The sequence below is a fragment of the Streptosporangium jomthongense genome (assembly GCF_042650425.1).
Classification (GTDB): Bacteria; Actinomycetota; Actinomycetes; order Streptosporangiales; family Streptosporangiaceae; genus Streptosporangium.
On record NZ_JBHSBC010000049.1, the window covers coordinates 143285 to 163903 of the forward strand.

At 70.4% G+C, this 20619-nt stretch carries 20 protein-coding genes; 13 read left to right on the forward strand and 7 right to left on the reverse strand.

Features of this window, described 5'->3' with window-relative positions:
- Nucleotides 1-68: 68 nt before the first annotated feature.
- The 3 genes from ACFOYY_RS37500 to ACFOYY_RS37510 all read left to right on the forward strand — a co-directional run bounded on the left by ACFOYY_RS37500 (nucleotide 69) and on the right by ACFOYY_RS37510 (nucleotide 2550).
- Nucleotides 69-497 (forward strand): DUF4307 domain-containing protein, encoded by a 429-nt coding sequence (locus tag ACFOYY_RS37500; RefSeq protein ID WP_362914126.1) that lies wholly within the window; start codon nucleotides 69-71, stop codon nucleotides 495-497.
- Nucleotides 498-603: 106 nt separating this feature from the next.
- Nucleotides 604-1104, forward strand: a complete 501-nt coding sequence (gene greA / locus ACFOYY_RS37505; RefSeq protein ID WP_352013810.1) for a transcription elongation factor GreA — start codon at nucleotides 604-606, stop codon at nucleotides 1102-1104.
- 198 nt (nucleotides 1105-1302) lie between these two features.
- Nucleotides 1303-2550: a C40 family peptidase gene (locus ACFOYY_RS37510; protein WP_352013809.1), complete on the forward strand. Its 1248-nt coding sequence runs from the start codon at nucleotides 1303-1305 to the stop codon at nucleotides 2548-2550.
- 190 nt (nucleotides 2551-2740) lie between these two features.
- On the opposite strand, the gene ACFOYY_RS37515 is transcribed toward ACFOYY_RS37510, so the two are convergent.
- Nucleotides 2741-3340 (reverse strand): acyl-CoA-like ligand-binding transcription factor, encoded by a 600-nt coding sequence (locus ACFOYY_RS37515; RefSeq protein WP_352013808.1) that lies wholly within the window; start codon nucleotides 3338-3340, stop codon nucleotides 2741-2743.
- Nucleotides 3341-3462: 122 nt separating this feature from the next.
- Here ACFOYY_RS37515 and ACFOYY_RS37520 point away from each other — a divergent pair, with 122 nt between their 5' ends.
- The 8 genes from ACFOYY_RS37520 to ACFOYY_RS37555 all read left to right on the forward strand — a co-directional run bounded on the left by ACFOYY_RS37520 (nucleotide 3463) and on the right by ACFOYY_RS37555 (nucleotide 11526).
- The gene (locus tag ACFOYY_RS37520) at nucleotides 3463-3990 is read left to right on the forward strand and encodes a hypothetical protein (protein WP_386196007.1); all 528 of its coding nucleotides are present in this window, start codon (nucleotides 3463-3465) and stop codon (nucleotides 3988-3990) included.
- Nucleotides 3991-4281: 291 nt separating this feature from the next.
- On the forward strand, nucleotides 4282-6081 hold the full coding sequence (locus ACFOYY_RS37525; protein WP_386196009.1) for a phosphoenolpyruvate carboxykinase (GTP): 1800 nt from the start codon (nucleotides 4282-4284) through the stop codon (nucleotides 6079-6081).
- Nucleotides 6082-6296: 215 nt separating this feature from the next.
- Nucleotides 6297-7292: a TIGR04222 domain-containing membrane protein gene (locus ACFOYY_RS37530; RefSeq protein ID WP_352013805.1), complete on the forward strand. Its 996-nt coding sequence runs from the start codon at nucleotides 6297-6299 to the stop codon at nucleotides 7290-7292.
- Complete coding sequence (locus ACFOYY_RS37535; RefSeq protein ID WP_362776641.1) at nucleotides 7285-8106, forward strand: DUF692 domain-containing protein; 822 nt, start codon at nucleotides 7285-7287, stop codon at nucleotides 8104-8106. The genes ACFOYY_RS37530 and ACFOYY_RS37535 overlap by 8 nt, the downstream gene beginning before the upstream one ends.
- Nucleotides 8099-8500, forward strand: a complete 402-nt coding sequence (locus ACFOYY_RS37540) for a hypothetical protein (protein WP_386196012.1) — start codon at nucleotides 8099-8101, stop codon at nucleotides 8498-8500. The genes ACFOYY_RS37535 and ACFOYY_RS37540 overlap by 8 nt, the downstream gene beginning before the upstream one ends.
- 129 nt (nucleotides 8501-8629) lie before the next feature.
- The gene (locus ACFOYY_RS37545; RefSeq protein ID WP_352013802.1) at nucleotides 8630-9139 is read left to right on the forward strand and encodes a hypothetical protein; all 510 of its coding nucleotides are present in this window, start codon (nucleotides 8630-8632) and stop codon (nucleotides 9137-9139) included.
- 47 nt (nucleotides 9140-9186) lie between these two features.
- Complete coding sequence (locus ACFOYY_RS37550) at nucleotides 9187-9954, forward strand: isoprenyl transferase (RefSeq protein ID WP_352013801.1); 768 nt, start codon at nucleotides 9187-9189, stop codon at nucleotides 9952-9954.
- Between the two features lie 222 nt (nucleotides 9955-10176).
- Nucleotides 10177-11526: a PhoH family protein gene (locus tag ACFOYY_RS37555; protein WP_352013800.1), complete on the forward strand. Its 1350-nt coding sequence runs from the start codon at nucleotides 10177-10179 to the stop codon at nucleotides 11524-11526.
- A gap of 23 nt (nucleotides 11527-11549) precedes the next feature.
- On the opposite strand, the gene ACFOYY_RS37560 is transcribed toward ACFOYY_RS37555, so the two are convergent.
- Genes ACFOYY_RS37560 through ACFOYY_RS37570 form a run of 3 tightly spaced genes read right to left on the reverse strand, consistent with a single transcriptional unit; the run spans nucleotide 11550 to nucleotide 14241 of the window.
- Nucleotides 11550-12110 (reverse strand): hypothetical protein, encoded by a 561-nt coding sequence (locus ACFOYY_RS37560; RefSeq protein ID WP_352013799.1) that lies wholly within the window; start codon nucleotides 12108-12110, stop codon nucleotides 11550-11552.
- A 32-nt stretch (nucleotides 12111-12142) separates the two neighbouring features.
- Nucleotides 12143-13570 carry an ATP-binding protein gene (locus ACFOYY_RS37565; protein ID WP_352013798.1) on the reverse strand — a complete coding sequence of 476 codons (1428 nt, stop codon included), beginning with the start codon at nucleotides 13568-13570 and terminating at the stop codon, nucleotides 12143-12145.
- Nucleotides 13567-14241 carry a response regulator transcription factor gene (locus ACFOYY_RS37570; RefSeq protein ID WP_352013797.1) on the reverse strand — a complete coding sequence of 225 codons (675 nt, stop codon included), beginning with the start codon at nucleotides 14239-14241 and terminating at the stop codon, nucleotides 13567-13569. Before ACFOYY_RS37570 ends, ACFOYY_RS37565 begins: the two co-directional genes overlap by 4 nt.
- A 326-nt stretch (nucleotides 14242-14567) precedes the next feature.
- On the opposite strand from ACFOYY_RS37570, the gene ACFOYY_RS37575 reads away from it, so the two are divergent.
- Together ACFOYY_RS37575 and ACFOYY_RS37580 are read left to right on the forward strand one after the other, a co-directional pair.
- Nucleotides 14568-15278, forward strand: coding sequence for an aggregation-promoting factor C-terminal-like domain-containing protein (locus ACFOYY_RS37575; protein WP_352013796.1), 711 nt, complete (start codon nucleotides 14568-14570; stop codon nucleotides 15276-15278).
- 60 nt (nucleotides 15279-15338) lie between these two features.
- Nucleotides 15339-17318: a glycosyltransferase family 2 protein gene (locus tag ACFOYY_RS37580; RefSeq protein WP_352013795.1), complete on the forward strand. Its 1980-nt coding sequence runs from the start codon at nucleotides 15339-15341 to the stop codon at nucleotides 17316-17318.
- Here ACFOYY_RS37580 and ACFOYY_RS37585 read toward each other — a convergent pair.
- Genes ACFOYY_RS37585 through ACFOYY_RS37595 form a run of 3 tightly spaced genes read right to left on the reverse strand, consistent with a single transcriptional unit; the run spans nucleotide 17303 to nucleotide 20596 of the window.
- The gene (locus ACFOYY_RS37585) at nucleotides 17303-19201 is read right to left on the reverse strand and encodes a helix-turn-helix domain-containing protein (protein WP_386196017.1); all 1899 of its coding nucleotides are present in this window, start codon (nucleotides 19199-19201) and stop codon (nucleotides 17303-17305) included. The two genes, ACFOYY_RS37580 and ACFOYY_RS37585, sit on opposite strands and share 16 nt — an antisense overlap.
- A 34-nt stretch (nucleotides 19202-19235) precedes the next feature.
- Nucleotides 19236-19982 (reverse strand): 3-hydroxybutyrate dehydrogenase, encoded by a 747-nt coding sequence (locus ACFOYY_RS37590; protein ID WP_352013793.1) that lies wholly within the window; start codon nucleotides 19980-19982, stop codon nucleotides 19236-19238.
- A gap of 50 nt (nucleotides 19983-20032) precedes the next feature.
- Nucleotides 20033-20596 (reverse strand): GyrI-like domain-containing protein, encoded by a 564-nt coding sequence (locus tag ACFOYY_RS37595; protein WP_386196019.1) that lies wholly within the window; start codon nucleotides 20594-20596, stop codon nucleotides 20033-20035.
- Between the last annotated feature and the right edge of the window lie 23 nt (nucleotides 20597-20619).

Consider the following 20619-nt stretch of genomic DNA (forward strand, 5'->3'; position numbering starts at 1 on the left):
GCGAGGGCAAGGCCCCCGCGAGAGACAATTGTCTTGGATAACACCGAGGTAGCGCAGGGAGATTCCGCATGGCCACCAGCGAGGCCGGGACGGGCCGTCAGACCGGCCCCGTGCTCGGCACCCCGGACGACTTCCCCGACCGTCCGGAGCGCAGGGGGCGCTTCGTCGTGCACGTCGTGATCGCGATCCTCTGCGCGGTGTGCGCCGGGGGCTGGGGATACGTGATGTGGGCGTCCAAGGGCAACACCGAGGTCATCGACCAGGTCATCGCGTTCGACACCAGCCGCGGCGATTCTCTGCAGATCACCTTCGAAGTGGTCAAGCCGTCCAGCCGCGCCGCCGTGTGCAGGCTCAGGGCCATGGATGTGGGCCACGTCGAAGTGGGCAGCCGCGAGGTCAATATTCCCGCTGGTGAGGGGTATGTCCGCCTTACCGAGAGGCTAGAGACCAGTAGCCAGGCTACTTCCGGCGACGTTCACTACTGCTATCTCGTATAGTGAGACATTTGGGGAAGCGCTCGGCCGGTTAACTTGTTAGCCTGTCGAAATTCGAACGAGCGCTACCCCTTAGTACCAAGCCCCACAGAGGAAGCAAGGAGAACCCGTGGCCGACTCCCGAAACGAGAGCGTCACCTGGCTAACTCAGGAGGCGTACGACCGCCTGAAGGCGGAGTTTGAGTACCTCTCGGGGCCCGGGCGTGTCGACATCGCGAAGAAGATCGAGGCCGCCAGGGAAGAGGGCGACCTGAAGGAGAACGGCGGCTACCACGCCGCCAAGGACGAGCAGGGCAAGATGGAGGCCCGCATCTTCCACCTCCGCCAGATCATCGACAACGCCAAGGTCGGTGAGGCCCCCCGTGCCGAGGGCGTGGTCGGGCCCGGTATGACCGTCACCGTACGGTTCGAGGGAGAGGACGAGGAGGTCGCCTTCCTGCTCGCCTCCCGCGAGGAGAGCGGTGCCCCGATCGACGTCTACTCGCCCAAGTCGCCGCTGGGGGCGGCGATCAACGGCAAGAAGATCGGCGAGAAGGCCACCTACACCATGCCGAACGGCAGGTCCAACACGGTTGAGATCATCGAGGCCGTGCCGTACATCGGCAACTGATCCGCATCGGACACGCTGATCCGCCGGGACCGGGTCCCGGCGGATAGCCATGTCCAGGGCCCTTCGGGCCGGCCGAAACCCCGCCGCCACTGCACAGCGTGTCGTGTTTGGAGCGTTTTGGTGAGTTCCTGCGCATTGTGGCGCGGCGTACGGCACTCTACGTAGGGGTGGATCAGGACGGGTGGAAGGGAAGATGTCGTGCCCGACAGGCGGACGCGTGTCTCCCGGTTGATCGACGAGGCCAGACAGGACCTCGCCTACAGCCCCCGCATCCGCACGCCGCGCCCTGCCGTTCCCATCGTGGCGACGGTCGCGGTGGTCATGCTGACCGCGGCCGTGGTGATCGTCCTGAGGCTGCCCGACGACTCCTCGACGACGGCCCTGCGCAGGCCCGTCGCCAGACAGACGCTCCAGGGAGCTCTCCAGGAGGTCCCGCAGAACACGGCGACCCCCACCCCGGCCCAGACCCCGCCACCGCCGGTCGCCCCGCTGACCACGATCCGCAAGCCGCACCTGTTCGTCGTGACGAACAAACCGCTCAGCTCGGCGGTCGTGGCGAGGGTGACCCGGCTCTCCGGGGTACGGGCGGTGGAACGCGCCGACGCCGCCGAGGTCGTCCTCGACGGGAAACGGGTGCAGACGCTGGGGGTCAACCCCTCGACGTTCCGTGCCTTCACCCCCAAGCCGACCGCCCGCTCCGACCGGCTCTGGCGCAACGTCTCGGCGGGAGAACTGGTCGTCTCCTTCGTCCTGGGCAACGACGGCGGCATGACCCTGGGCAAGACCGTCTCCACCTCCAGGACGAGCCTGCGCGTCGGCGCCTACGCGACCATGGGCATGGGCGCCATCGACGCCGTCGTCTCCCAGCAGACCGCGCGCTCCCTCGGTTTCCCCCAGGACAACGCGCTGGTGGTGAGCGCGCCGGGCGCCGACTCGGCCGAACTGCGCAACAGGCTGCTGCGCGTCCTGCCCAAGGGCAGCCAGGTCGCCACGATCAACCCGGTGTTCACCGCCCCCAGGCGCACCGTCTGGCCTGTGGGCGCCTTCCCGACGGCCCCCCAGATCAGGACCGTCCTCACCGCCGCGATCAGCAAACTCGGCCGCCCCTACGTGTGGGGGGCGGAGGGCCCCGACACCTTCGACTGCTCAGGCCTGGTCCAGTGGGCCTACCGCCAGGCGGGCATCCAGGTCCCCCGGGTGACCCACCAGCAGTTCGTCTCCGGGCCGCGGATCGAACTGTCCCAGGCCCAGCCGGGTGACCTGCTGTTCTGGCGGAACGACCCGACCAACCCCGGCTACGTCTCCCACGTGGCGATCTACTGGGGCGACGGCAAGATGCTGCACGCGCCGAGGACCGGTGACGTGGTGAAGCTCGTCCCGATCTACACCAGAAACTTCGCCGGCGCCGTCCGCATCAGCCCCCAGATAGCCGCCCAGGTGAGATGACTGTGCCTATTTGCGCCGCCTGCGGCGTCGCGGGCTTGGGCGCTTTCGAGTCGGCGCTTTCCCTCGTCGCTCATCCGCTTCGCTCCTTCGCTCCTCAGTCCAAGCACCGACGCGCCCAAGCCGGACACTCCTCACGCATGGCACCGGTAAGGCACAAGCCACACCCCTCACGGATGGCACCGGAGGAGTCCTAGACCTTTAGGCCTCCTTCCAGGAGGGACAGGGCCTCGTCGACGGTGTCTGCTAGGCGGGTGACGCCGCCGGACTCGGCCCAGCCGAACAGGGCGGGCAGGATCGCGCCGACCACCGCGCCCGCGGCCGTACGGCTCAGCGGATCGCCGCTGTGGCGGCCCAGGCGTCCGGCGAGGGCCTCGGCGAGGGTGTCGATCGTGCAGATCATGCTGTCCACGGCCCTGGCCCGCAGCGCGACGTGGCGTAGCTGGAGCCTGGTCATGGCGAGGATCTGCGCCTCCTCCTCGGGGGCGAGCCGGGTGAAGGCGGTGTGCACCGCCGCGCGCAGCGCCGGGACCGGTGCCAGCTCAGGGGGCTGGGCGGCCAGCTCCGTCATCACCAGGGGGGTGTGGTCGTCCTGGACGACGACGTCCTCCTTCGTGGGGAAGTAGCGGAAGAAGGTGCTCGCCGAGATCTCCGCGGCCTCCGCGATCTGTTCGACGGTCGTCTCGTCGTAGCCCTGCTCGGCGAACAGGCGCAGTGCCTGCTCCTGGATGGTTCGCCGGGTTCTGGCCTTCTTGCGTTCGCGTAGTCCCTCGGGGCGCTGAGGTGAGCTCATGGGCCGATTGTCGCGTCTAGGCGACAGGTGTGAACACTGCAACGAGTGCCACAGGAGGCCCACCCGTCCCTGTCCGGGACCGGCGATGGTCCCCTTGGATGAAGCGATGTAATCTCGATTACATGGATAGTGACGAAACGGTCGAGAAGCTGCGTGGCTGGTTCTCCGGGCGGTTGCCCGAGGGGTGGTTCGAGGGGCGTCCCGAGATCGTGCTCGACCGTGAGGAGATCACGGTCGTCGGCAGGCTCGCCGCGCCCGCGCCCGCCGAGGGCGTCTCCGAGATCGAGCGGGCCGCCGCCGTCGAGGGCGGCATCCAGCGCTTCCGCGAGGAGACCAGGGAGCGGCGCGTCGAGATCGCCCGGGAGGCCGAGCACCGCTTCCGCAGGAAGGTCTCGTGGGGCATCGCGGTGAGTGACGAGACGGTGATGTTCACCACACTCTCGGTCCCGGTCATGACACGTCTGCGCCAGCCCGAGCGGCGCGTCCTGGACACTCTTGTGGCGGCTGGGGTCGCACGCAGCCGCAGTGACGCGCTCGCCTGGTGTGTGCGTCTGGTGGGCGCCCACACCGACACCTGGCTGGCCGATCTGCGCGACGCGCTTCAGCACGTCGACCGGGTGCGCGCCTCCGGCCCGGACATCGGTTCCTGAGGCGGGCCAGGGAAAACGGGCCGAAATTGGTCTGAACCTGTGCGGTGATTGGTTTAGACCTCTGTTAATGGCCTATACCACTGGCGGAACACGCTCCTTTAACGTCGCTTCTTTTGGGTAGGTCACCCGGAACATCATGACTCCTTGCCTGCCCTTATGCCGGTCGCCGGGGCCGGTTCGGAGTCGTTGCGGCGACGGACAGCCGTTATTCACTGGTCTATGCCAATTGGATTAACGGCGGTTTGGTCGTCAATGATGACCTGGCCCTGAGGAGCGTAAGGAGCCGTAGCAGTGTCCGTTATCGAGGACGTAACCGCCCCCAGTCCTACCACCCACGAAGAGTTGGCCGCGTGGGTCAACGAGATCGCCGAGCTGACCCAGCCCGACCGGATCGAATGGTGTGACGGCTCGGAGGTCGAATGGACCCGGCTGACGAACCTGCTGGTCGAGCAGGGGACGCTCACCCGCCTGTCCAAGCGGCAGAACAGCTTCTACGCCGCCTCCGACCCCACGGACGTCGCCCGTGTCGAGGACCGGACCTACATCTGCTCCGAGCGCGAACAGGACGCGGGCCCGACCAACAACTGGATCGCCCCCGACGAGATGCGCCGGACCTTCGCCGGGCTCTTCAAGGGCTGCATGCGCGGGCGCACGATGTACGTCGTGCCGTTCTGCATGGGGCCGCTGGGCGGTGAGATCTCCCAGCTCGGCGTCGAGATCACCGACTCGCCGTACGTGGTGGTCTCCATGCGGATCATGACGCGGATGGGGGAGCGGGCCCTGCGGCTCATCGAGGAGCGCGGCGGTTACGTCAAGGCCGTCCACTCGGTCGGCGCGCCGCTCGCGCCCGGCCAGGCCGACGTGCCGTGGCCGTGCAACTCCACCAAGTACATCAGCCACTTCCCCGAGACCCGCGAGATCTGGTCGTACGGCTCCGGCTACGGCGGCAACGCCCTGCTGGGCAAGAAGTGCTACGCCCTGCGCATCGCCAGCACGATGGCACGCGACGAGGGCTGGCTCGCCGAGCACATGCTCATCCTCAAGCTCACGCCCCCCTCAGGGCAGACCCGCTACATCGCCGCGGCCTTCCCCAGCGCCTGCGGCAAGACCAACCTGGCCATGCTCCAGCCGACCATCCCGGGCTGGAAGGTCGAGACGGTCGGCGACGACATCGCCTGGATGCGCTTCGGCGAAGACGGCCGCCTGTACGCCATCAACCCCGAGGCCGGGTTCTTCGGCGTCGCCCCCGGCACCGGCGAGTCGACCAACGCCAACGCGATCAGGACGCTCTGGGGCAACAGCATCTTCACCAACGTCGCCCTGACCGACGACGGCGACGTGTGGTGGGAGGGGCTCACCGACGAGCCTCCCGCGCACCTGACCGACTGGCGGGGCCGCGACTGGACGCCGGAGAGCGACGAGCCCGCCGCCCACCCCAACGCCCGCTTCACCGTGCCCGCCGGGCAGTGCCCGACCATCGCCCCCGAGTGGCAGGACCCCAGGGGCGTGCCGATCTCGGCCATCCTCTTCGGCGGGCGCAGGGCCAGCGCCGTACCGTTGGTGACCGAGTCGCTGAGCTGGAACCACGGCGTGTTCATCGGCGCCAACATCGCCTCGGAGAAGACCGCCGCCGCCGAGGGCAAGGTCGGCGAGCTGCGCCGCGACCCGTTCGCGATGCTGCCCTTCTGCGGCTACAACATGGGCGACTACTTCGCCCACTGGATCGGCCTGGGCAGGCGTGAGGGCGTCAGCCTCCCGCGGGTCTACTACGTGAACTGGTTCCGCAAGAGCGAGGACGGCCGGTTCATCTGGCCCGGCTTCGGGGAGAACAGCCGCGTCCTGAAGTGGATCGTGGACCGCCTCAACGGTGAGGCGGAGGCCGTGCGGACGCCCATCGGCCTGCTGCCCGCCGAGCTGGACACCGAGGGCCTCGACATCCCCGCCGAGGACCTGCGCACCCTGCTCACCGTGGACGAGGAGGTCTGGCGCCAGGAGGCGGCCCTGGTCCCGGCCTTCTTCGAGACCTTCGGCGACCACCTGCCCAGGGAACTGTGGGACGAGTACCGGGCGCTGGTCGAGCGTCTGGGCTGATCCACGCGTCCCTTTCGCCGGGGACATCCGACACGCCGGTTCCGGTACGGGGACCGGCGTGTCGCGTCGTACGGGTGCCGTACGGGGGTAGGGGAAGACCAAGGCGACAAAGATGACGACAAAAAGGCGGTCAGGCGCAACCTCGGGGACGTTCCCCACGTCTACCTGACAGAACAGTCACGCGCGCACGCCTTGCCTTTCCCCCGGAGGCGGACATGGAATTCACACTGCTCGTCATCGGCGTCACCCTCGTGGCGGCTGTATGGACCACCGCGGTGGGGCTGCGGAGCGAGCATCGCAGGGTGCTCGCGGGCCCCCCGAGGGGTACGGGCGCGCCCCTGGGCCCCTACGAGCTGGCCTATCTGGCCGGTGGGCCGCTCAGGGCGGTCAACACCGCGCTCGGCGTGCTGGCCAGGGCGGGTTCGATCCGGGTCGCCAGGGGCGGCCGGATCAGCCTCGTGACGGGCGCCCTGCCTCCTGCGGAACCTGTCGAGAAGGCCGTTCTCGACGCCCTCAGGCAGCGGGGCGGCTCCTGCCCGGCGGCGGAGCTGCGCCGTACGGTGGGGACCGGGGTCGCCGTGGACGGCCTGCGTTACCGCCTGCTGGGGATGGGACTGCTGGTGCCCGAGGGCGCCTTCGCCGAGGCGCGCAGACTCCACCGCAGGCTGCTGGTCCTCACCGTGATCGCGGCGCTCTTCGAGTTCGGCTCGCTGCTGTCCGTCCTGTCGTGGGGGCACCTGGGCGTGCTGTCCACGCTGGCCGGGGCGGTGGCCTCGGTGAGCGGGCTCGTCGTCTACTCCCGGATGCGGCGAGCCCTGCGGGGGGCGCTCAGCAGGGCCGGGCACGAAACGCTCGCCGCCGCCCGCGGGGTCCACGTGCGCGGCGCCCGTCCCGCGACCTCCGACCTGGCCTTCGCGGTCGCCTTCCCCGTGGCCCTGTACGGCCTGGGCGAGCTGGGTGACCCGCTGCTGACCGAGGAGCTGAAGAGGAACGCCCACACCGCCGGCGGCGGGTCGAGCTGCGCCGCGGGCGCCTGCGGCGGAGGCTCGTCCTCCTCCGACGGCTCCTCCTTCGGCGGCGGTGGTGACTTCGGGTCGGGAGACTGGGGCGCAGGAGGGGACTCGGGCGGTGGCGGGGACTCGGGCGGGTCGAGCTGCGGCGGCGGCTCCGGCTGTGGTTCCGGCTGCGGAGGAGGATGCGGCGGTGGCTGAGCACGGGGCGGCCGGGCGGCTGGGGGTCGGCCTGGGCTGGCGGCCCGAGATCGACCTGACCGTCGAGCGCATGCCCGGTGTCGACTTCGTCGAGGTGATCGCGGAGAACATCCGGCCCGGCGCGCTCCCCGAGTCGCTGCGGGTGCTGCTGGCCCGAGGCGTTCCGGTGATCCCGCACGGGGTCGGCCTCGGGATCGGCGGCGCGGAGCCGCCCGACCCGGACAGGCTGGCCCACCTGGACGCCTGCGCGCGGGCTCTGGGCTCACCCCTGGTCAGCGAGCACCTGGCCTTCGTGCGGGCGGGCGGCATGGAGGCGGGTCACCTGCTGCCCGTGCCGCGCACCAGGGCCGCCCTGTCGGTCGTGGTGGAGAACGTACGGCGGGCCCAGGACGCGCTGGCCGTACCGCTGGCGCTGGAGAACGTGGCGGCGCTGTTCGGCTGGCCCGAGGACGAGATGACCGAGGCGCAGTTCCTCGGGGAGCTGGTCGAGGCGACCGGGGTCGGGCTGCTGGTCGACGTCGCCAACCTCTACACCAACCAGGTCAACCTGGGGCTCGGGGCGGTCTCCGCGCTGGACGGGCTGCCGCTTTCCGCCCTGGCCTACGTCCACGTCGCGGGCGGGCACTCCCACCACGGGCTCTGGCACGACACGCACACCTCCCGGGTGCCGCAGGAGGTGCTGGAGATCCTCACCGAGCTGTGCGCCAGGACCGAGCCGCCGGGCGTGCTGCTCGAATGGGACGGCGACTACCCCAGTGACGCCGTGTTCGAGGAGGAGCTCGGCCGTATCCGCGGTGCGATGGCCCGTGTCTGAGCCTTCCCGTGAGCGGGCGCGGCAGGAGCTGGGCAGGGCGCAGGCGGAGCTGGTCGCGGCCCTGGTCGCGGGGGGCGAGGTCCCCGAGGGGTTCGACGCGGCGCGGCTGCGGGTCCAGGAGGGGGCGCTGATCTCCAAACGGCGCGGTACGGTCGCCAGGGTCAGGCCCGACCTGGTCGTCCTGCTCGGCGACGGCTTCGCGGCCCACTTCGACGGCTACGCGCGCGGACGCCCCAAGCCGGAGGGCGGCTCCCGGGCCGACGCGCGTGACTTCGTGGCCTGGCTCGGCGAGCGGGGGCTGCTCCCGGAGCCCCCCGGTGCCGCCGCGCCGGTCGGCCGCTCCGGCGGGCTGGGACGGCTGCTCGGCCGGGTCCTGGGGAGAGGGAGCGGCTGAGCCGGGACGGGGGTGTCCCATGGTGGCCCGCTCGGCCCCGGGGACGTTTTGGCAGCCTGTGCCAGGGATACCCTCTCTGAGGTGGGGGGATTGCGTTGCCTTGATGGGTCGTACCTGACCGTTACGCCGGTGGCGTGCCGCGACAGCATCGGCTCGCCGTACGAGGTCACGCTCGAACTCCACCGGGACGGCGCGCTGTACGGGACGGTCGGCGAGAGGTGCGGGTGGTTCCTCGTCAGCCTCGCCACGGGCGTCGCGGAGGCCCGCGCCGGTCAGCAGGACCAGTGGCCGGATCCGGACGACCGTTTCCCCGAGGACGACGAGCTGTTCACCTTCCGGTACCGGACGAGGAGGGGGATCGTCAGCGGGGGTGAGCTGCGCTGCCAGCTGCGCACCATCCCGATCTGGATTCCCGGGGGTCGGGACCACCCGGGAGAGTGGCGCCTGGCCAGGCGGGCTTTCCTCGAAGCCTGGGGCCAGGGCGGTGTCGGGATGCGCGCGGTGCTCACCTCAGCGGAACTCGGGGCCTTCGTGGACGGACTCGTCGCCGAGGCCGAGGAATGTCTGGGAGCACAGAAGTCCGGCAACTCCCCCAGAACCCCGATAGAGGGGGCGCGGAGGTCTCTGGGGCGGCGATAATTGCCTGGCGGCGCCCTTCGACGGCGGGCGTTGAGGGGAGGGCTTCAATGGGCGTGCGTGATCTCGTCTACCGGCTCTACGAGAGGCGGCTGGAAGGGAAGCTGTCCCGTCAGAGCGAGATGGTCCCCCGGCATGTCGGCGTGATCGTCGACGGGAACAGGCGCTGGGCGCGTTCGATGGGCCTTGAGGACGTCAGCCGAGGTCATCGCAAGGGCGCGGACAAGATCTCCGAGCTGCTCGGCTGGTGCCGGGAGGCCGGGGTCGAGGTGGTCACCGTGTGGCTGCTGTCCAGTGACAACCTCAACCGGTCCCAGGACGAGCTGGACCTCCTGGTGAAGATCATTGAGGACGTGGTCCAGGAACTCGTGGATGACGGCTGGCATGTCAAGCCCATGGGAGCGCTTGACCTGCTGCCCGATCACACGGCCCGTGTCCTGAAAAACGCTAAAGAGGCAACATCACACCGTCCGGGTTTGATTGTGAACGTTGCCGTTGGGTATGGGGGAAGGCGTGAGATCGCTGATGCGGTGCGCTCCCTTCTCCAGGAGCACGCCAGCAAGGGCGCGAGCATCGAGGACATCGTGGAGGTCCTCGATGTCGAGCACATCGCGGAGCATCTCTACACGCGCGGCCAGCCCGACCCTGACCTGGTCATCAGGACCTCGGGAGAGCAACGGCTGTCCGGCTTCCTGCTGTGGCAGAGCGCCCACTCGGAGTTCTACTTCTGCGAGGCCTACTGGCCTGACTTCCGCAGAATCGACTTCCTGCGGGCCCTGCGCTCGTACGCCGCGCGGCACCGACGGTACGGCTCCTGAAACAGGACGTGAACTCCGTCTTTCAGCAGGACTTGCCCTGTTGGAAGACGGGCATTCAGGACGTACCGTAACAAGTAGACGGGCGCAGCTCGTCTACTCCGGAGAGGGCCCACCTTTGCGTCACGACCTGCCAAGGAGGGCCGGTCACCGGTGCCTCCTCGTCATGCCGCGAGCGTGGGTCCGGGTCCGGTCCGCATCCCAGCTCATGGCAGGGCGCCCCCCATGGCGCCCGGGGGAGAACGCGTGGCAAACCCTTCGTCGTCCTCACCGACGTCGCCGGTCACCAACCGGCGTACGTACGTCCTGGACACCTCGGTCCTCCTGGCGGATCCAGCGGCGATAAGCCGTTTCGCGGAGCACGAGGTGGTCCTCCCGATCGTCGTCATCACCGAGTTGGAGGGCAAGCGCCATCATCCAGAACTCGGATACTTCGCGCGCAAGGCGCTGAGGTCCCTCGACGACCTGAGGGTGACACACGGACGGCTGGACGAGCCGATGCCCATCGGAGAGGGCACCATCCGGGTGGAGCTCAACCACAGCGACCCATCCATCCTTCCCGTCGGCTTCCGGCTCGGCGACAACGACACCCGCATCCTGACCGTGGCGCGCACGCTCGCCGCGGAGGGGCACGACGTGGTTCTGGTCTCCAAGGACCTGCCGATGCGGATCAAGGCCGCCTCGATCGGTCTCGCCGCCGAGGAGTACCGGGCGGAACTGGTCGCCGTCGAGTCGGGCTGGACGGGCATGGCCGAGCTCCAGGTGACCACCGAGGACGTCGAGACGCTCTTCGAGCACGGTACGGCCGACCTGGCCGAGGCACGTGACCTGCCCACCCACACCGGCCTGCGGCTGCTGTCCAGCCGTGGTTCCGCCCTCGGCCGGGTGCAGCCGGACAAGTCGGTCCGTCTGGTGCGCGGCGACCGGGAGGTCTTCGGCCTGCACGGCCGTTCCGCCGAGCAGCGCATCGCGCTCGACCTGCTGATGGACCCCGAGGTCGGCATTGTCTCGCTGGGCGGCAGGGCGGGAACCGGCAAGTCGGCCCTGGCCCTGTGCGCGGGCCTCGAAGCCGTGCTCGAACGGCGCCAGCACCGCAAGGTCATCGTCTTCCGCCCCCTGTACGCCGTCGGCGGCCAGGAGCTGGGCTACCTGCCCGGTTCGGAGAACGAGAAGATGGGCCCGTGGGCCCAGGCCGTCTACGACACCCTGGGCGCGGTGACGAGCCCCGAGGTGATCGAGGAGGTCATCGACAGGGGCATGCTGGAGGTCCTCCCGCTGACCCACATCCGCGGGCGTTCGCTCCACGACGCCTTCGTCATCGTGGACGAGGCGCAGTCACTGGAGCGGGGCGTCCTGCTCACCGTGCTGAGCAGGATCGGCGCCAACTCCAGGGTCGTGCTCACCCACGACGTCGCCCAGCGCGACAACCTGCGGGTCGGCAGGCACGACGGCGTGGTCGCGGTGGTCGAGAAGCTCAAGGGACACCCGCTGTTCGCCCACGTCACGCTGACCCGTTCCGAGCGCTCGCCGATCGCCGCGCTGGTCACCGAGATGCTGGAGGACGTCACGATGTGATCGGGCCGCAGGGCCCGTGACGATCACGGGGGGAGTCGCACCCCTTTGGCCGCGAGATCGCGGTACTCGAAGCAGGTGTGCTCCCCCCAGGTCTTCGGCGCTCCGGGGAACAGCCTGGTGACCTCGACGCTCCAGATGCTCTCCTGCTTGTTCTGCCGGATCGTGCAGGTGATCTGGGCGAGAGCCTCCCTGGACATCTCCCCGGCGCCCGTGACGATCACGGTCAGCCGGTAGCCCAGGTTGCCCGACGGGTCGTTGCGCGGCGACTCGTCGCGGTACCTCGTGGTCTCGGTGTCGTGGTGGCTGAAGGAGCCGAGCGCGCTGGTCAGCTTCAGCTCCGGCTTCGGCGGCTGCTTGCCCGCCCTGAACAGGGCGTCGATGATGTTCTTCGCCGAGTTCGAGCCGACCGGGACGTTGGCGGGCTCCAGACGGCCGTTGTGGAGCAGGTAGACCGTCACCCACGTGGGGCTGTAGCTGATCACCGGGGGGCGTCCCAGGTCCTGCACCTCGGTCGGCGCGATCCCGCACGCGCTCAGCGTCAGGACGGCCGTCAGCAGGCAGGTGAGCCGCCGCGCGCGCCGCATCGCCGTTCTCCTCGTTCTCCTGGTGTCTCGGTTCATGCCGGGGGCAGCCAGACCGTGAAGAGCGTGCCCGGGTCCTGCGGGCGCACCGAGATCGTGCCGCCGTGCAGGTGCGCGTTGGCCCGCGCGATGGACAGGCCGAGACCGCTGCCGTCGCCCCTGGCCCCGGCCTTGTAGAAGCGGTTGAACACGTGCGGCAGGTCGGAGGCGGGGATTCCCTTGCCGTGGTCGCGCACCTTCACCTCAAGCCCGTTCGGCGTGCTCCGCGCGGTCACCACGACGGGGGGCTCGCCGTGGCGCAGGGCGTTGCCGACCAGGTTGGCCACGATCACGTCGAAGCGCCGGGGGTCGAGGGAGAAGGTCAGGCCCTGCGGCACGTTCGTCCGCACCTTGTCCAGCCAGCCCCGCACCTCAAGGCAGTCGCTGACCGCGTCGGCGACGTTCACGCTGTCCAGGTGCAGCGTCGCCGTCCCCGAGTCGAACCGGCTGGCCTCGATGAGCTGCTCGACCAGGGTCCGCAGCCGCGCGATCTCCCTGAGCACCAGCCGTACGGCCGCCGCGGGCTCGCTGGGCAGCCGGTCCGCCTCCTCGGAGAGCATGTCGGTCACCGCGGTCATCGCGGTCAGCGGGGTCCGCAGTTCGTGGGACACGTCCGCGACGAAACGGCGGGACATGGCCTCAAGCGCGCGCAACTCGGAGACGCTGCGCTCAAGGGCGGCCGCGGTGTCGTTGAACGTCGCGGTCAGCTCGGCCAGCTCGTCCTGGCCGTGCACCGGCAGCCGGGTGTCCAGGTGGCCGGCGCCGAGGGCGCGCGCGGCGGAGCCGAGCCTCCTGACGGGCAGCAGCACCCGCCTGGCCGACAGCAGGGCGACCGCGAGCGCGATGCCCAGCATGATGACCCCCGCCGCCGCCAGGGGCTGGCGCAGGTCGTTCAGGAGCTGCTCCTCCTCGGACAGCGGGACGAAGGCGAAGATGCTCATCCCGGTCGGCTGGGCGGTGTGGATCGGCTCGATCCGCCACACCGGGGTGCCGACGATCAGCCACATGCGGCCGTTGATCCGCTGCCGTTTGATCGCGATCTTGCGGTCGGCCCCGAGGACGAGGTCGGTCGGGACGTCGTTCATGCTGAAGTCGCCGTCCGGGTAGAGGTACTCGTCCCGCGGCACGCGGGGGTCCTCGTAGCGGACGACGACGGCGCCGTTGGGGGTCCGCAGCCTCTTCTGCAGCTCGTCGATCTCCGTGTCGGTCGGCGGCGTCTCACCGGGCCAGAGGCCGCCGATGGGCACCCTTATCCCTTCGAGGGTGTTGCGCACGTCGCCGACCGCGACCTGTTCTGCGCGTTCGATCACCCGGGTCTTGACCAGCTCGTAGCCGATCCCCGCGACGAGGGAGGAGGCCGCGATGGCGATCAGGGTGAAGGTGATGACCAGGCGCCCGCGCAGGCCGGTGTAGATCCGTCTCACGGCGGACTGAAGCGGTAGCCGAAACCACGCACCGTGTGGATGAACTCGGGCTCGGCGGGCACCGCCTCGATCTTGGCGCGGACCCGCTGGACGCAGGCGTCGACCAGCCGGGAGTCCGCGACGTGGGTGTGGTCCCACACGGCCCGCAACAGGTATCTGCGGTTGAGGACCTGGCCGGGGTGACGGACCAGTTCGAGCAGCAGGCGCAGTTCGGTCGGGGTCAGGTGGACCTCCCGGCCGGCGAGCGAGACCTTCAGCGCCCCCCGGTCGACGACCAGGTCGCCGAAGGTGATGCGGTCGGAGGCCAGGGACTCGACCCGGCGCAGGACCGCGCGGATCCGGGCGTCGAGAACCCTCGGCTCGACCGGTTTGATCACGTAGTCGTCAGCTCCGGCCTCAAGCCCGACCACCACGTCCAGGTCGTCGCCCCGCGCGGTGAGCAGGATCACCGGGAGCTGGTCCAGCTTCCTGATCCTGCGGCACACCTCGACTCCGTCGATCCCGGGAAGCATGACGTCGAGCACGGCGATCTCGGGGCGGCGCGACCGGATGTGGTCGAGTGCCTCCTCGCCGGTGCCGTACGAGGTCACGGTGTGGCCCTGACGGCTCAGTGCCAGCTCAAGTCCCGTCCGGACCGAGGGGTCGTCTTCTACAAGGAGGATGCCAGCCACGCGGTCATTATTGTTGCAATGCCCGATAGCACCTGCCACGTCACGAAACTGTGACGAGGGTTGGGCGAGATCATGACGCTGTTCTGTGAGGCTTGACCGAGGCCACTTCCCTCGGAACAGGGGCCCGTGGGACAGGTCTCCTGAGAAAAGTGTGATTAACATCACATTTGCCGGTCGGTGTCAAGGAAAGACCATGTAGTCACGCACCTAGGTCACACAAATCCCATTGGACGTTCCGTGAACAGCCGTCAACTCCATCGTTCGGGTTGCGAAGCACCCCCCAGAGCACGGCAAGCTCATAGGTCGTGAGTTCAGGATCACCGCACTTGAAGGAGCCCCGGGCTCCGCGTTCCCGTCGTACGGCCCGCTCCGACGGGACCGTCAAGCCGCGGGGATGGCTGACTCCCAAGCGCGCCGTCATCATCGGCACGTCGATCGTCGTGGTGGTCGGCGGCGGGGGCTTCACCGTCCACACCGCCATCCAGAACGCCTCGGCCACCTCCTCGGCGTCGGCGCTCTCGGTGGACGAACTGGCCAGGGTGTTCGGCGGCGGCGACCCGTTCGCGCCCGACCCCAAGACCGACGTCATGAAGGCGCAGGCGGCCCAGGCCGCCAAGGAGGACAAACTCAAGGCGGCGCGCGGCGACCGTGACCCGCTGGACCCGATCGTCATCCCGAAGAAGGCGCCGGGCGGCAACGGCTTCGACCCCAAGGCCTTCCCGCCGGGAAGCGCGAACCCCACCGGCAACAAGGCCCTCGGCAAGAGCATGCTTGAGGCCATGGGCTGGGGCGACCAGTGGGGCTGCCTGGAGAAGCTCTGGATGAAGGAGAGCGGCTGGAACGAGCGGGCGATGAACCGCTACAGCGGCGCCTACGGCATCCCGCAGTCCCTGCCCGGCAGCAAGATGGCCAGCGCGGGCAGCGACTGGCAGGTCAACCCGGCCACCCAGATCCAGTGGGGCCTCACCTACATCAAGGGGCGTTACGGCACCCCTTGTGGTGCTTGGGGCCATTCCCAGGCCACGGGGTGGTACTGAGACTCCAAGAGTCGGCAAGTCTGACCATCTCGAAGACGCGGGCGTCGCACGCTTGGGCGCATGGATGTAAAAGTCAGCGTCGTAGTGCCGGTGTACAACCCCGGTGATACCGCCGACGCGTGTATCCGGTCCGTGCTCGAACAGTCGATGTCCTCGGAGGAGTACGAGGTCATCTTCGCCGACGACGGATCGGACGACGGAATCCAGCTCCGCCTCGACGCCATCGCCGCGGTCCGCTCGAACGTCCGGGTCCTGCACCTCGGGCGGACCGGCTCGCCGATGCGCGGGCGCAACGTCGCCATGGCGGTCGCCAGGGGCGAGTACGTCTACCTGCTCGACCAGACCGACCGCCTCGACCGCCTCGCCCTTGAGCGCATGTACGACCGGGCGGTCGAGACCGGAGCGGACATCCTCATCGGGCGGCTGGCGGACGGCCAGGCACCGCCGTCCAAGATCTTCGAACGCAACCGGGAGAACGCCGACCTGCTCGGGGACCGGCTGCTGACCCTGCCGACGCCGCACAAGCTGTACCGCAGGGAGTTCCTCGACGAGGAGGTGCTCACCTTCCCCGACCCCGGGGGGACGCTGGCCGAGCAGACGTTCGTGACCAGGGCCTACCTGCGGGCCAGGACGATCACCGTCCTGGCCGACCGGGTCTGCTGCCTCCTCGGGGAACGTCCGGCGCGTCAGGAGGACGACCCCTACGTCCACGCCACCGAACTACGCGAACTGCTCGACGTCGTCGACTACGAGGTCCCCCAGGGGCGGCGGCGCGACCGGATGTACGCCCACTGGTTCCGCACGGCCGTGCTGCGCCGTCTCGCGGGGGCCGGGTTCGTCACCTCGTCCAAGGACAGGGCGGCGACCTTCACGACCCTGCGCGAACTGGTCGTGCAGCGTTTCCCGCCACGCCTGGACCGTTACCTGCCCGTCCACATGCGTGTGCGCGCGGCGCTGCTGCGCGCGGGCAGGCTCGACCAGCTCGTCGAACTCGCCCAGGCCATGCGCGGCACCCGCCTGCGGGCCGACCTCAGGGGCCTGTCCTGGCAGGACGGCGCCTTCACCATGAACCTCGCCGTGGAGATCGTCCGCGCGGGCGGGGAACCGGTGCGGTTCGTCCGGTACGGCGACGACGGTCTGGCCTGGGAGCCGCCCGTTCCCCTCGACGGCCTCAGCCTGCGGCCCGAGCTGGCCGACGTCACCCACGCCGCCTCCCGGGCCAGGTTCGAGGTCTACGTCAGGCACGAGGAGAGCGGGCTCATCTACTTCCTGCCCGTCACCTGCTCGGTGATCCAGAGCAGGCACCACAACGGGGTCAGGCTCCAGGTCACCGGATCGGCCAGGCTCGACGCCTCCTCCGCGGCCCTCGGGGAGGCGCTGCCCCCCGGCCTGTGGGAGGTCCACGTCCGCATGTACGGCGGCCCCCACCAGGTCCGCGCCCGGGTGACCGGCTCCCCGCCGAACCGCACCGGGACACTGGCCGACCACTCCGAGCGCCTGGTCATCCCCTGGTGGTCGGACCGGGGAGAACTCGGCGTGTGCGTCGAGCCCCGCTCGTTCGCCGAGTCGATCGCGCTGGTCTCCCCGGGGGCGACCGTCACCTCGCGGCGCGACCACGTGTTCGTCGTGGTGCCCGTGCCGTACGTGCCGCCGAGCGGGGGGCCCGCGGCGGAGCTGGTGCTGCGCAGGGCCAGCAGGGGGGAGCACGAGATCTGCGCGCCCGCGCTGGTCGAGCCGGGCGTGCCGGGGCAGCTCGCCGGGCGGCTCGTCGCCAAGGTGCCGGTACGGCGGGTCTACCGTGAGGGGTTCCTCGCCCCCGGCGACTGGCGGCCGTTCCTGCGGATCGGGGACCGGGAGGTCGGACTGCGCTTCAAGGTCGGGATGAGCCTCGGTGGCCGGGTCGAGGTCCGCGCGGCCTCCGCCGCGAGGAGACCGGCCCCGCGCTACCCGCTGTTCAAACGGGTGGCGTTGCGCATCCCGGGGGTTCGCAGGGTCGTCAGGGTGACGAGGGCCGCCCAGCGGCGTTACGTGCCCGGCTGACCCGGCGGGGCCGAGCCCGGCCGGCCGCTGAGCCGGTGCAGCCGCAGGGCGAGCTGGACCTCCAGGGCCCGTTCCGGGGCCTGCCAGCCCGGCCCCAGGAGCTGCGCCACCCGGTCAAGGCGCTGGGTGACCGTGTTGACGTGGATGTGCAGGGCCTCGGCCGTACGGGACAGGGAGCAGCCGGTGCCGAAGTAGGCGGTGAGCGTGCGCACCAGCGCCGTCCCCCGCCGGGCGTCGTAGTCGAGCACCGGGCCCACGGTCGCGGTGAGGAACGCCTCGATGTCACGGCCTCCGCCGACGAGCAGCCCGACGAAGCCGAGCTCGGCGACGCCCGCGCCCTCTCCCTCGCGGCCCAGGGCCACCAGGGCGTCCGCGCAGCGCCTTGCCTCCTGGTGGGCCCCGGCCACCTCTCCGGGGCCGCGTACGGGGCCACAGGCGCCCGCCGTCGCCGGACGGCCGAGGGCGGCGCCGAGTTCGGCCGCGACCCGCCTGGCGAGCGCGCCGGGGTCCTCGCCGGGCAGCAGCAGCACGACCTCGTCCCCGCCCTGGGCCGCCAGGCCGCGGTTGAGCGCGGCGTGCGAGGAGGCCCAGAACGCGGCCCGCTCCCGCTCGTCGCCGTAGCGGGCCACGACGACCACGTGGGCGGCCCCGAGATCGACGCCGACCCGCCGGGCCCGCTCGGTCAGGCCGTCCATGCCGGGACGGGAGATCAGGTCTTCGAGCAGCTCGCCCCTGACCCGGCCCTCGGCCTCGGCGACCGTACGGCGGAACAGTGTCAGCAGCGCGGTGACCAGCGCCGCCCGTTCCAGGATGCGCTGGTCGGTGTCGGCGACCGGTTCCGCGGCCCGCAGCACGAGCGTGCACAACGGTTCCGCGCCCACGTCGACCGAGGCGACCAGCAGGTTGCCCCTCCTGACCGTACGGCCGAGCGCGCGGGACGTCCTGGCCGCCTCGGCGATCACCGCCGTGACGCCCTCGCCCAGTTCGCCCGGGTCGCCGGCGATCGGCCGTCCCGCGTCGTCGAGCACGACCAGAGAGCCGCCGAGCACCTCGGTCACCACGGCGGCCACGTCCTCGACGCCGCCGCCGCGCAGCACCAGCCCGGCCATCCGGTCGTGGGCGTGCGCCGCCCGCTCGACGGCCCCGCTGTGGGCGCTGGCCAGGCGGCTGGTCTCGCTCAGCTCCTCAAGGGCGTTCCTGGTCTCCTGCAGCAGCCTGGCGTTGTCGATCGCCACCGCCGCGTGCGCGGCCAGCGAGCCCAGGAGCACCACCTCGTCCTGGCTGAAGGGCCGCACGCCGCGGTTGGCCGCGAACAGCACGCCGATGACCCGGCCGCCGAGTTTGAGCGGGACGCCCAGGATGGCGACCAGCCCCTCCTCGACCACGGCGTCGTCGATGTCCGTGCTGTGGCGGAAACGGGGGTCGGCGAAGTAGTCGGCCGTCGAGTACGGCGTCGCCGTCTGGGCCACCAGCCCGCCGAGCCCCGCTCCCATGGGCAGCCGCAACGCCCTGAACTTGGCCGAGACCGAGCCGTCGGTCACCCGCATCCAGGTGTCTCCCCGGTCGGGGTCGTGCAGCGTCATGTAGGCGGCGTCGGTGCCGAGCAGCTGCCTGGCCCGGCGCACGATGGCCTCAAGGACGGCGTCGAGGTCGCGCAGCCCGGCCAGGTCGCCCGCGGTGTCGAACAGCGCCGACAGCTCGGCCTCACGCCGGGCCCTGCGCCGCAGCAGCTCCCGCACCCGCAGCGCGACGATCTTGGCCTCCTCCAGGTCGGCCAGCGTCGCGGCGTCCGCGCCCGCGCTCCTGGCGGCCAGGACCGGGCCCTCGAACTCCACGGCGGACGCCTCCCTGGCCAGTAGTTCGAGGAAGACCCGCGCGCTCATGACGTCATTGTCGCGCCCGCCCCGGCGGTGGCTCTCAGCGGGCCGTCCAGCCTCCGTCGAGAGGCAGGGAGGCCCCGGTGACGAACGAGCCGTGCGGGCCGCACAGGTAGGCGACCAGCTCGGCCACCTCCTCCGGTTCGATCAGCCGCTTGATCACCGCCGGGCCGAGCATGATCCGTTCCACGACCTCGTCCCTGCCGATGCCGTGGTTCCTCGCCTGGTCGTCGATCTGCTCCTCGACCAGGGGCGTGCGGACGTAGGCGGGGTTCACGCAGTTGGAGGTGACGCCGTGTTCGGCGCCTTCGAGCGCGACGACCTTCGACAGCCCTTCGAGGGCGTGCTTGGCCGTGACATAGGCCGACTTGTACGGCGAGGCACGCAGGCCGTGGACCGAGGAGACATTGACGACCCGCCCCCAGCCCCGCCGGTACATCCCCGGCAGCACCGCCCTGACCAGCAGGAACGGCGCCTCGACCATGACCTTCAGCATCGTGGAGAACACCTCGGGCGGGAACTCCTCGATCGGCGCCACGTGCTGGAACCCGGCGTTGTTCACCAGGACGTCCACGTCGGCGGGGACCAGGTCGACGAAGCCGGGCGAGGCCAGGTCGGCGACGACCGGCGTCCCGGCGACCTCCCTGGCCACCTCGGCGGCGGCCCCCGCGTCCCTGTCCAGCACGACCACGTGCGCCCCGGCGGCGGCCAGCCGGTGCGCGCACGCCCGTCCGATCCCGCTGCCCGCCCCGGTCACCAGGGCCAGTCGCCCCGCCAGATCAGTCATGACGTCGAATGTAGTGTCCGGTCCCGCCGATCCGGTGGACGCCAGGCCCGTCAGCCGACGGGGTAACGGATGATGGTCCGCTGCTTCTCCAGGGCGGTGCGGCGGAAGTCCGACAGGTAGATCTCGTGATGCCTGCCCGTCAGGGCCAGGCCCTGCCCGGTGATGAACTCCATCAGCGTCTTGACCGTCGCGGGCTCCTCGCTGAAGGGGCCGACGTGCAGGATCTGGGCCGACCTGCCCTCGTTCATGGTGCCCAGCCGCAGGCCGTCGAGCCGCGTCCCGGGCCGCTTACGCCGTACGGTCTCCACCGCCCGCTCGACGATCTCGGCGGTCACCTGGGCGGGCTGGGGGATGAGGGCCGTCCAGCGCATGGCGGACAGGTCGCCGGGGTCGCCGTCCCAGAGCCCTTCGAGGGGGGCGACCGAGTAGGTCACGACCGGCTTCAACTCGGCGCGTACGGCGTAGGCCACGCCGTACAGGGCGGCGACGGCGTCGAGGTACGACTCGTCCGAGGGGGCGCCCGAGCCGTCGAACATGAGGCAGGGCAGTTCGGGGACGTCGAGGAGGCGCGGGGTCGCGGTGGCCGTGTAGAGGTCGCGGTGGATCTGCTTCATGCCGTAAGGCTGGACTCTCCCAC

Coding starts and splice junctions, on each gene's coding strand:
- ACFOYY_RS37550 (WP_352013801.1), top strand. CDS start 9,187: ATGGGCGTGCGTGATCTCGTCTACCGGCTCTACGAGAGGCGGCTGGAA.
- ACFOYY_RS37520 (WP_386196007.1), top strand. CDS start 3,463: ATGGATAGTGACGAAACGGTCGAGAAGCTGCGTGGCTGGTTCTCCGGG.
- ACFOYY_RS37560 (WP_352013799.1), bottom strand. CDS start 12,110: ATGCGGCGCGCGCGGCGGCTCACCTGCCTGCTGACGGCCGTCCTGACG.
- ACFOYY_RS37515 (WP_352013808.1), bottom strand. CDS start 3,340: ATGAGCTCACCTCAGCGCCCCGAGGGACTACGCGAACGCAAGAAGGCC.
- ACFOYY_RS37590 (WP_352013793.1), bottom strand. CDS start 19,982: ATGACTGATCTGGCGGGGCGACTGGCCCTGGTGACCGGGGCGGGCAGC.
- ACFOYY_RS37500 (WP_362914126.1), top strand. CDS start 69: ATGGCCACCAGCGAGGCCGGGACGGGCCGTCAGACCGGCCCCGTGCTC.
- ACFOYY_RS37585 (WP_386196017.1), bottom strand. CDS start 19,201: ATGAGCGCGCGGGTCTTCCTCGAACTACTGGCCAGGGAGGCGTCCGCC.
- ACFOYY_RS37595 (WP_386196019.1), bottom strand. CDS start 20,596: ATGAAGCAGATCCACCGCGACCTCTACACGGCCACCGCGACCCCGCGC.
- ACFOYY_RS37555 (WP_352013800.1), top strand. CDS start 10,177: ATGGCGCCCGGGGGAGAACGCGTGGCAAACCCTTCGTCGTCCTCACCG.
- ACFOYY_RS37580 (WP_352013795.1), top strand. CDS start 15,339: ATGGATGTAAAAGTCAGCGTCGTAGTGCCGGTGTACAACCCCGGTGAT.
- ACFOYY_RS37530 (WP_352013805.1), top strand. CDS start 6,297: ATGGAATTCACACTGCTCGTCATCGGCGTCACCCTCGTGGCGGCTGTA.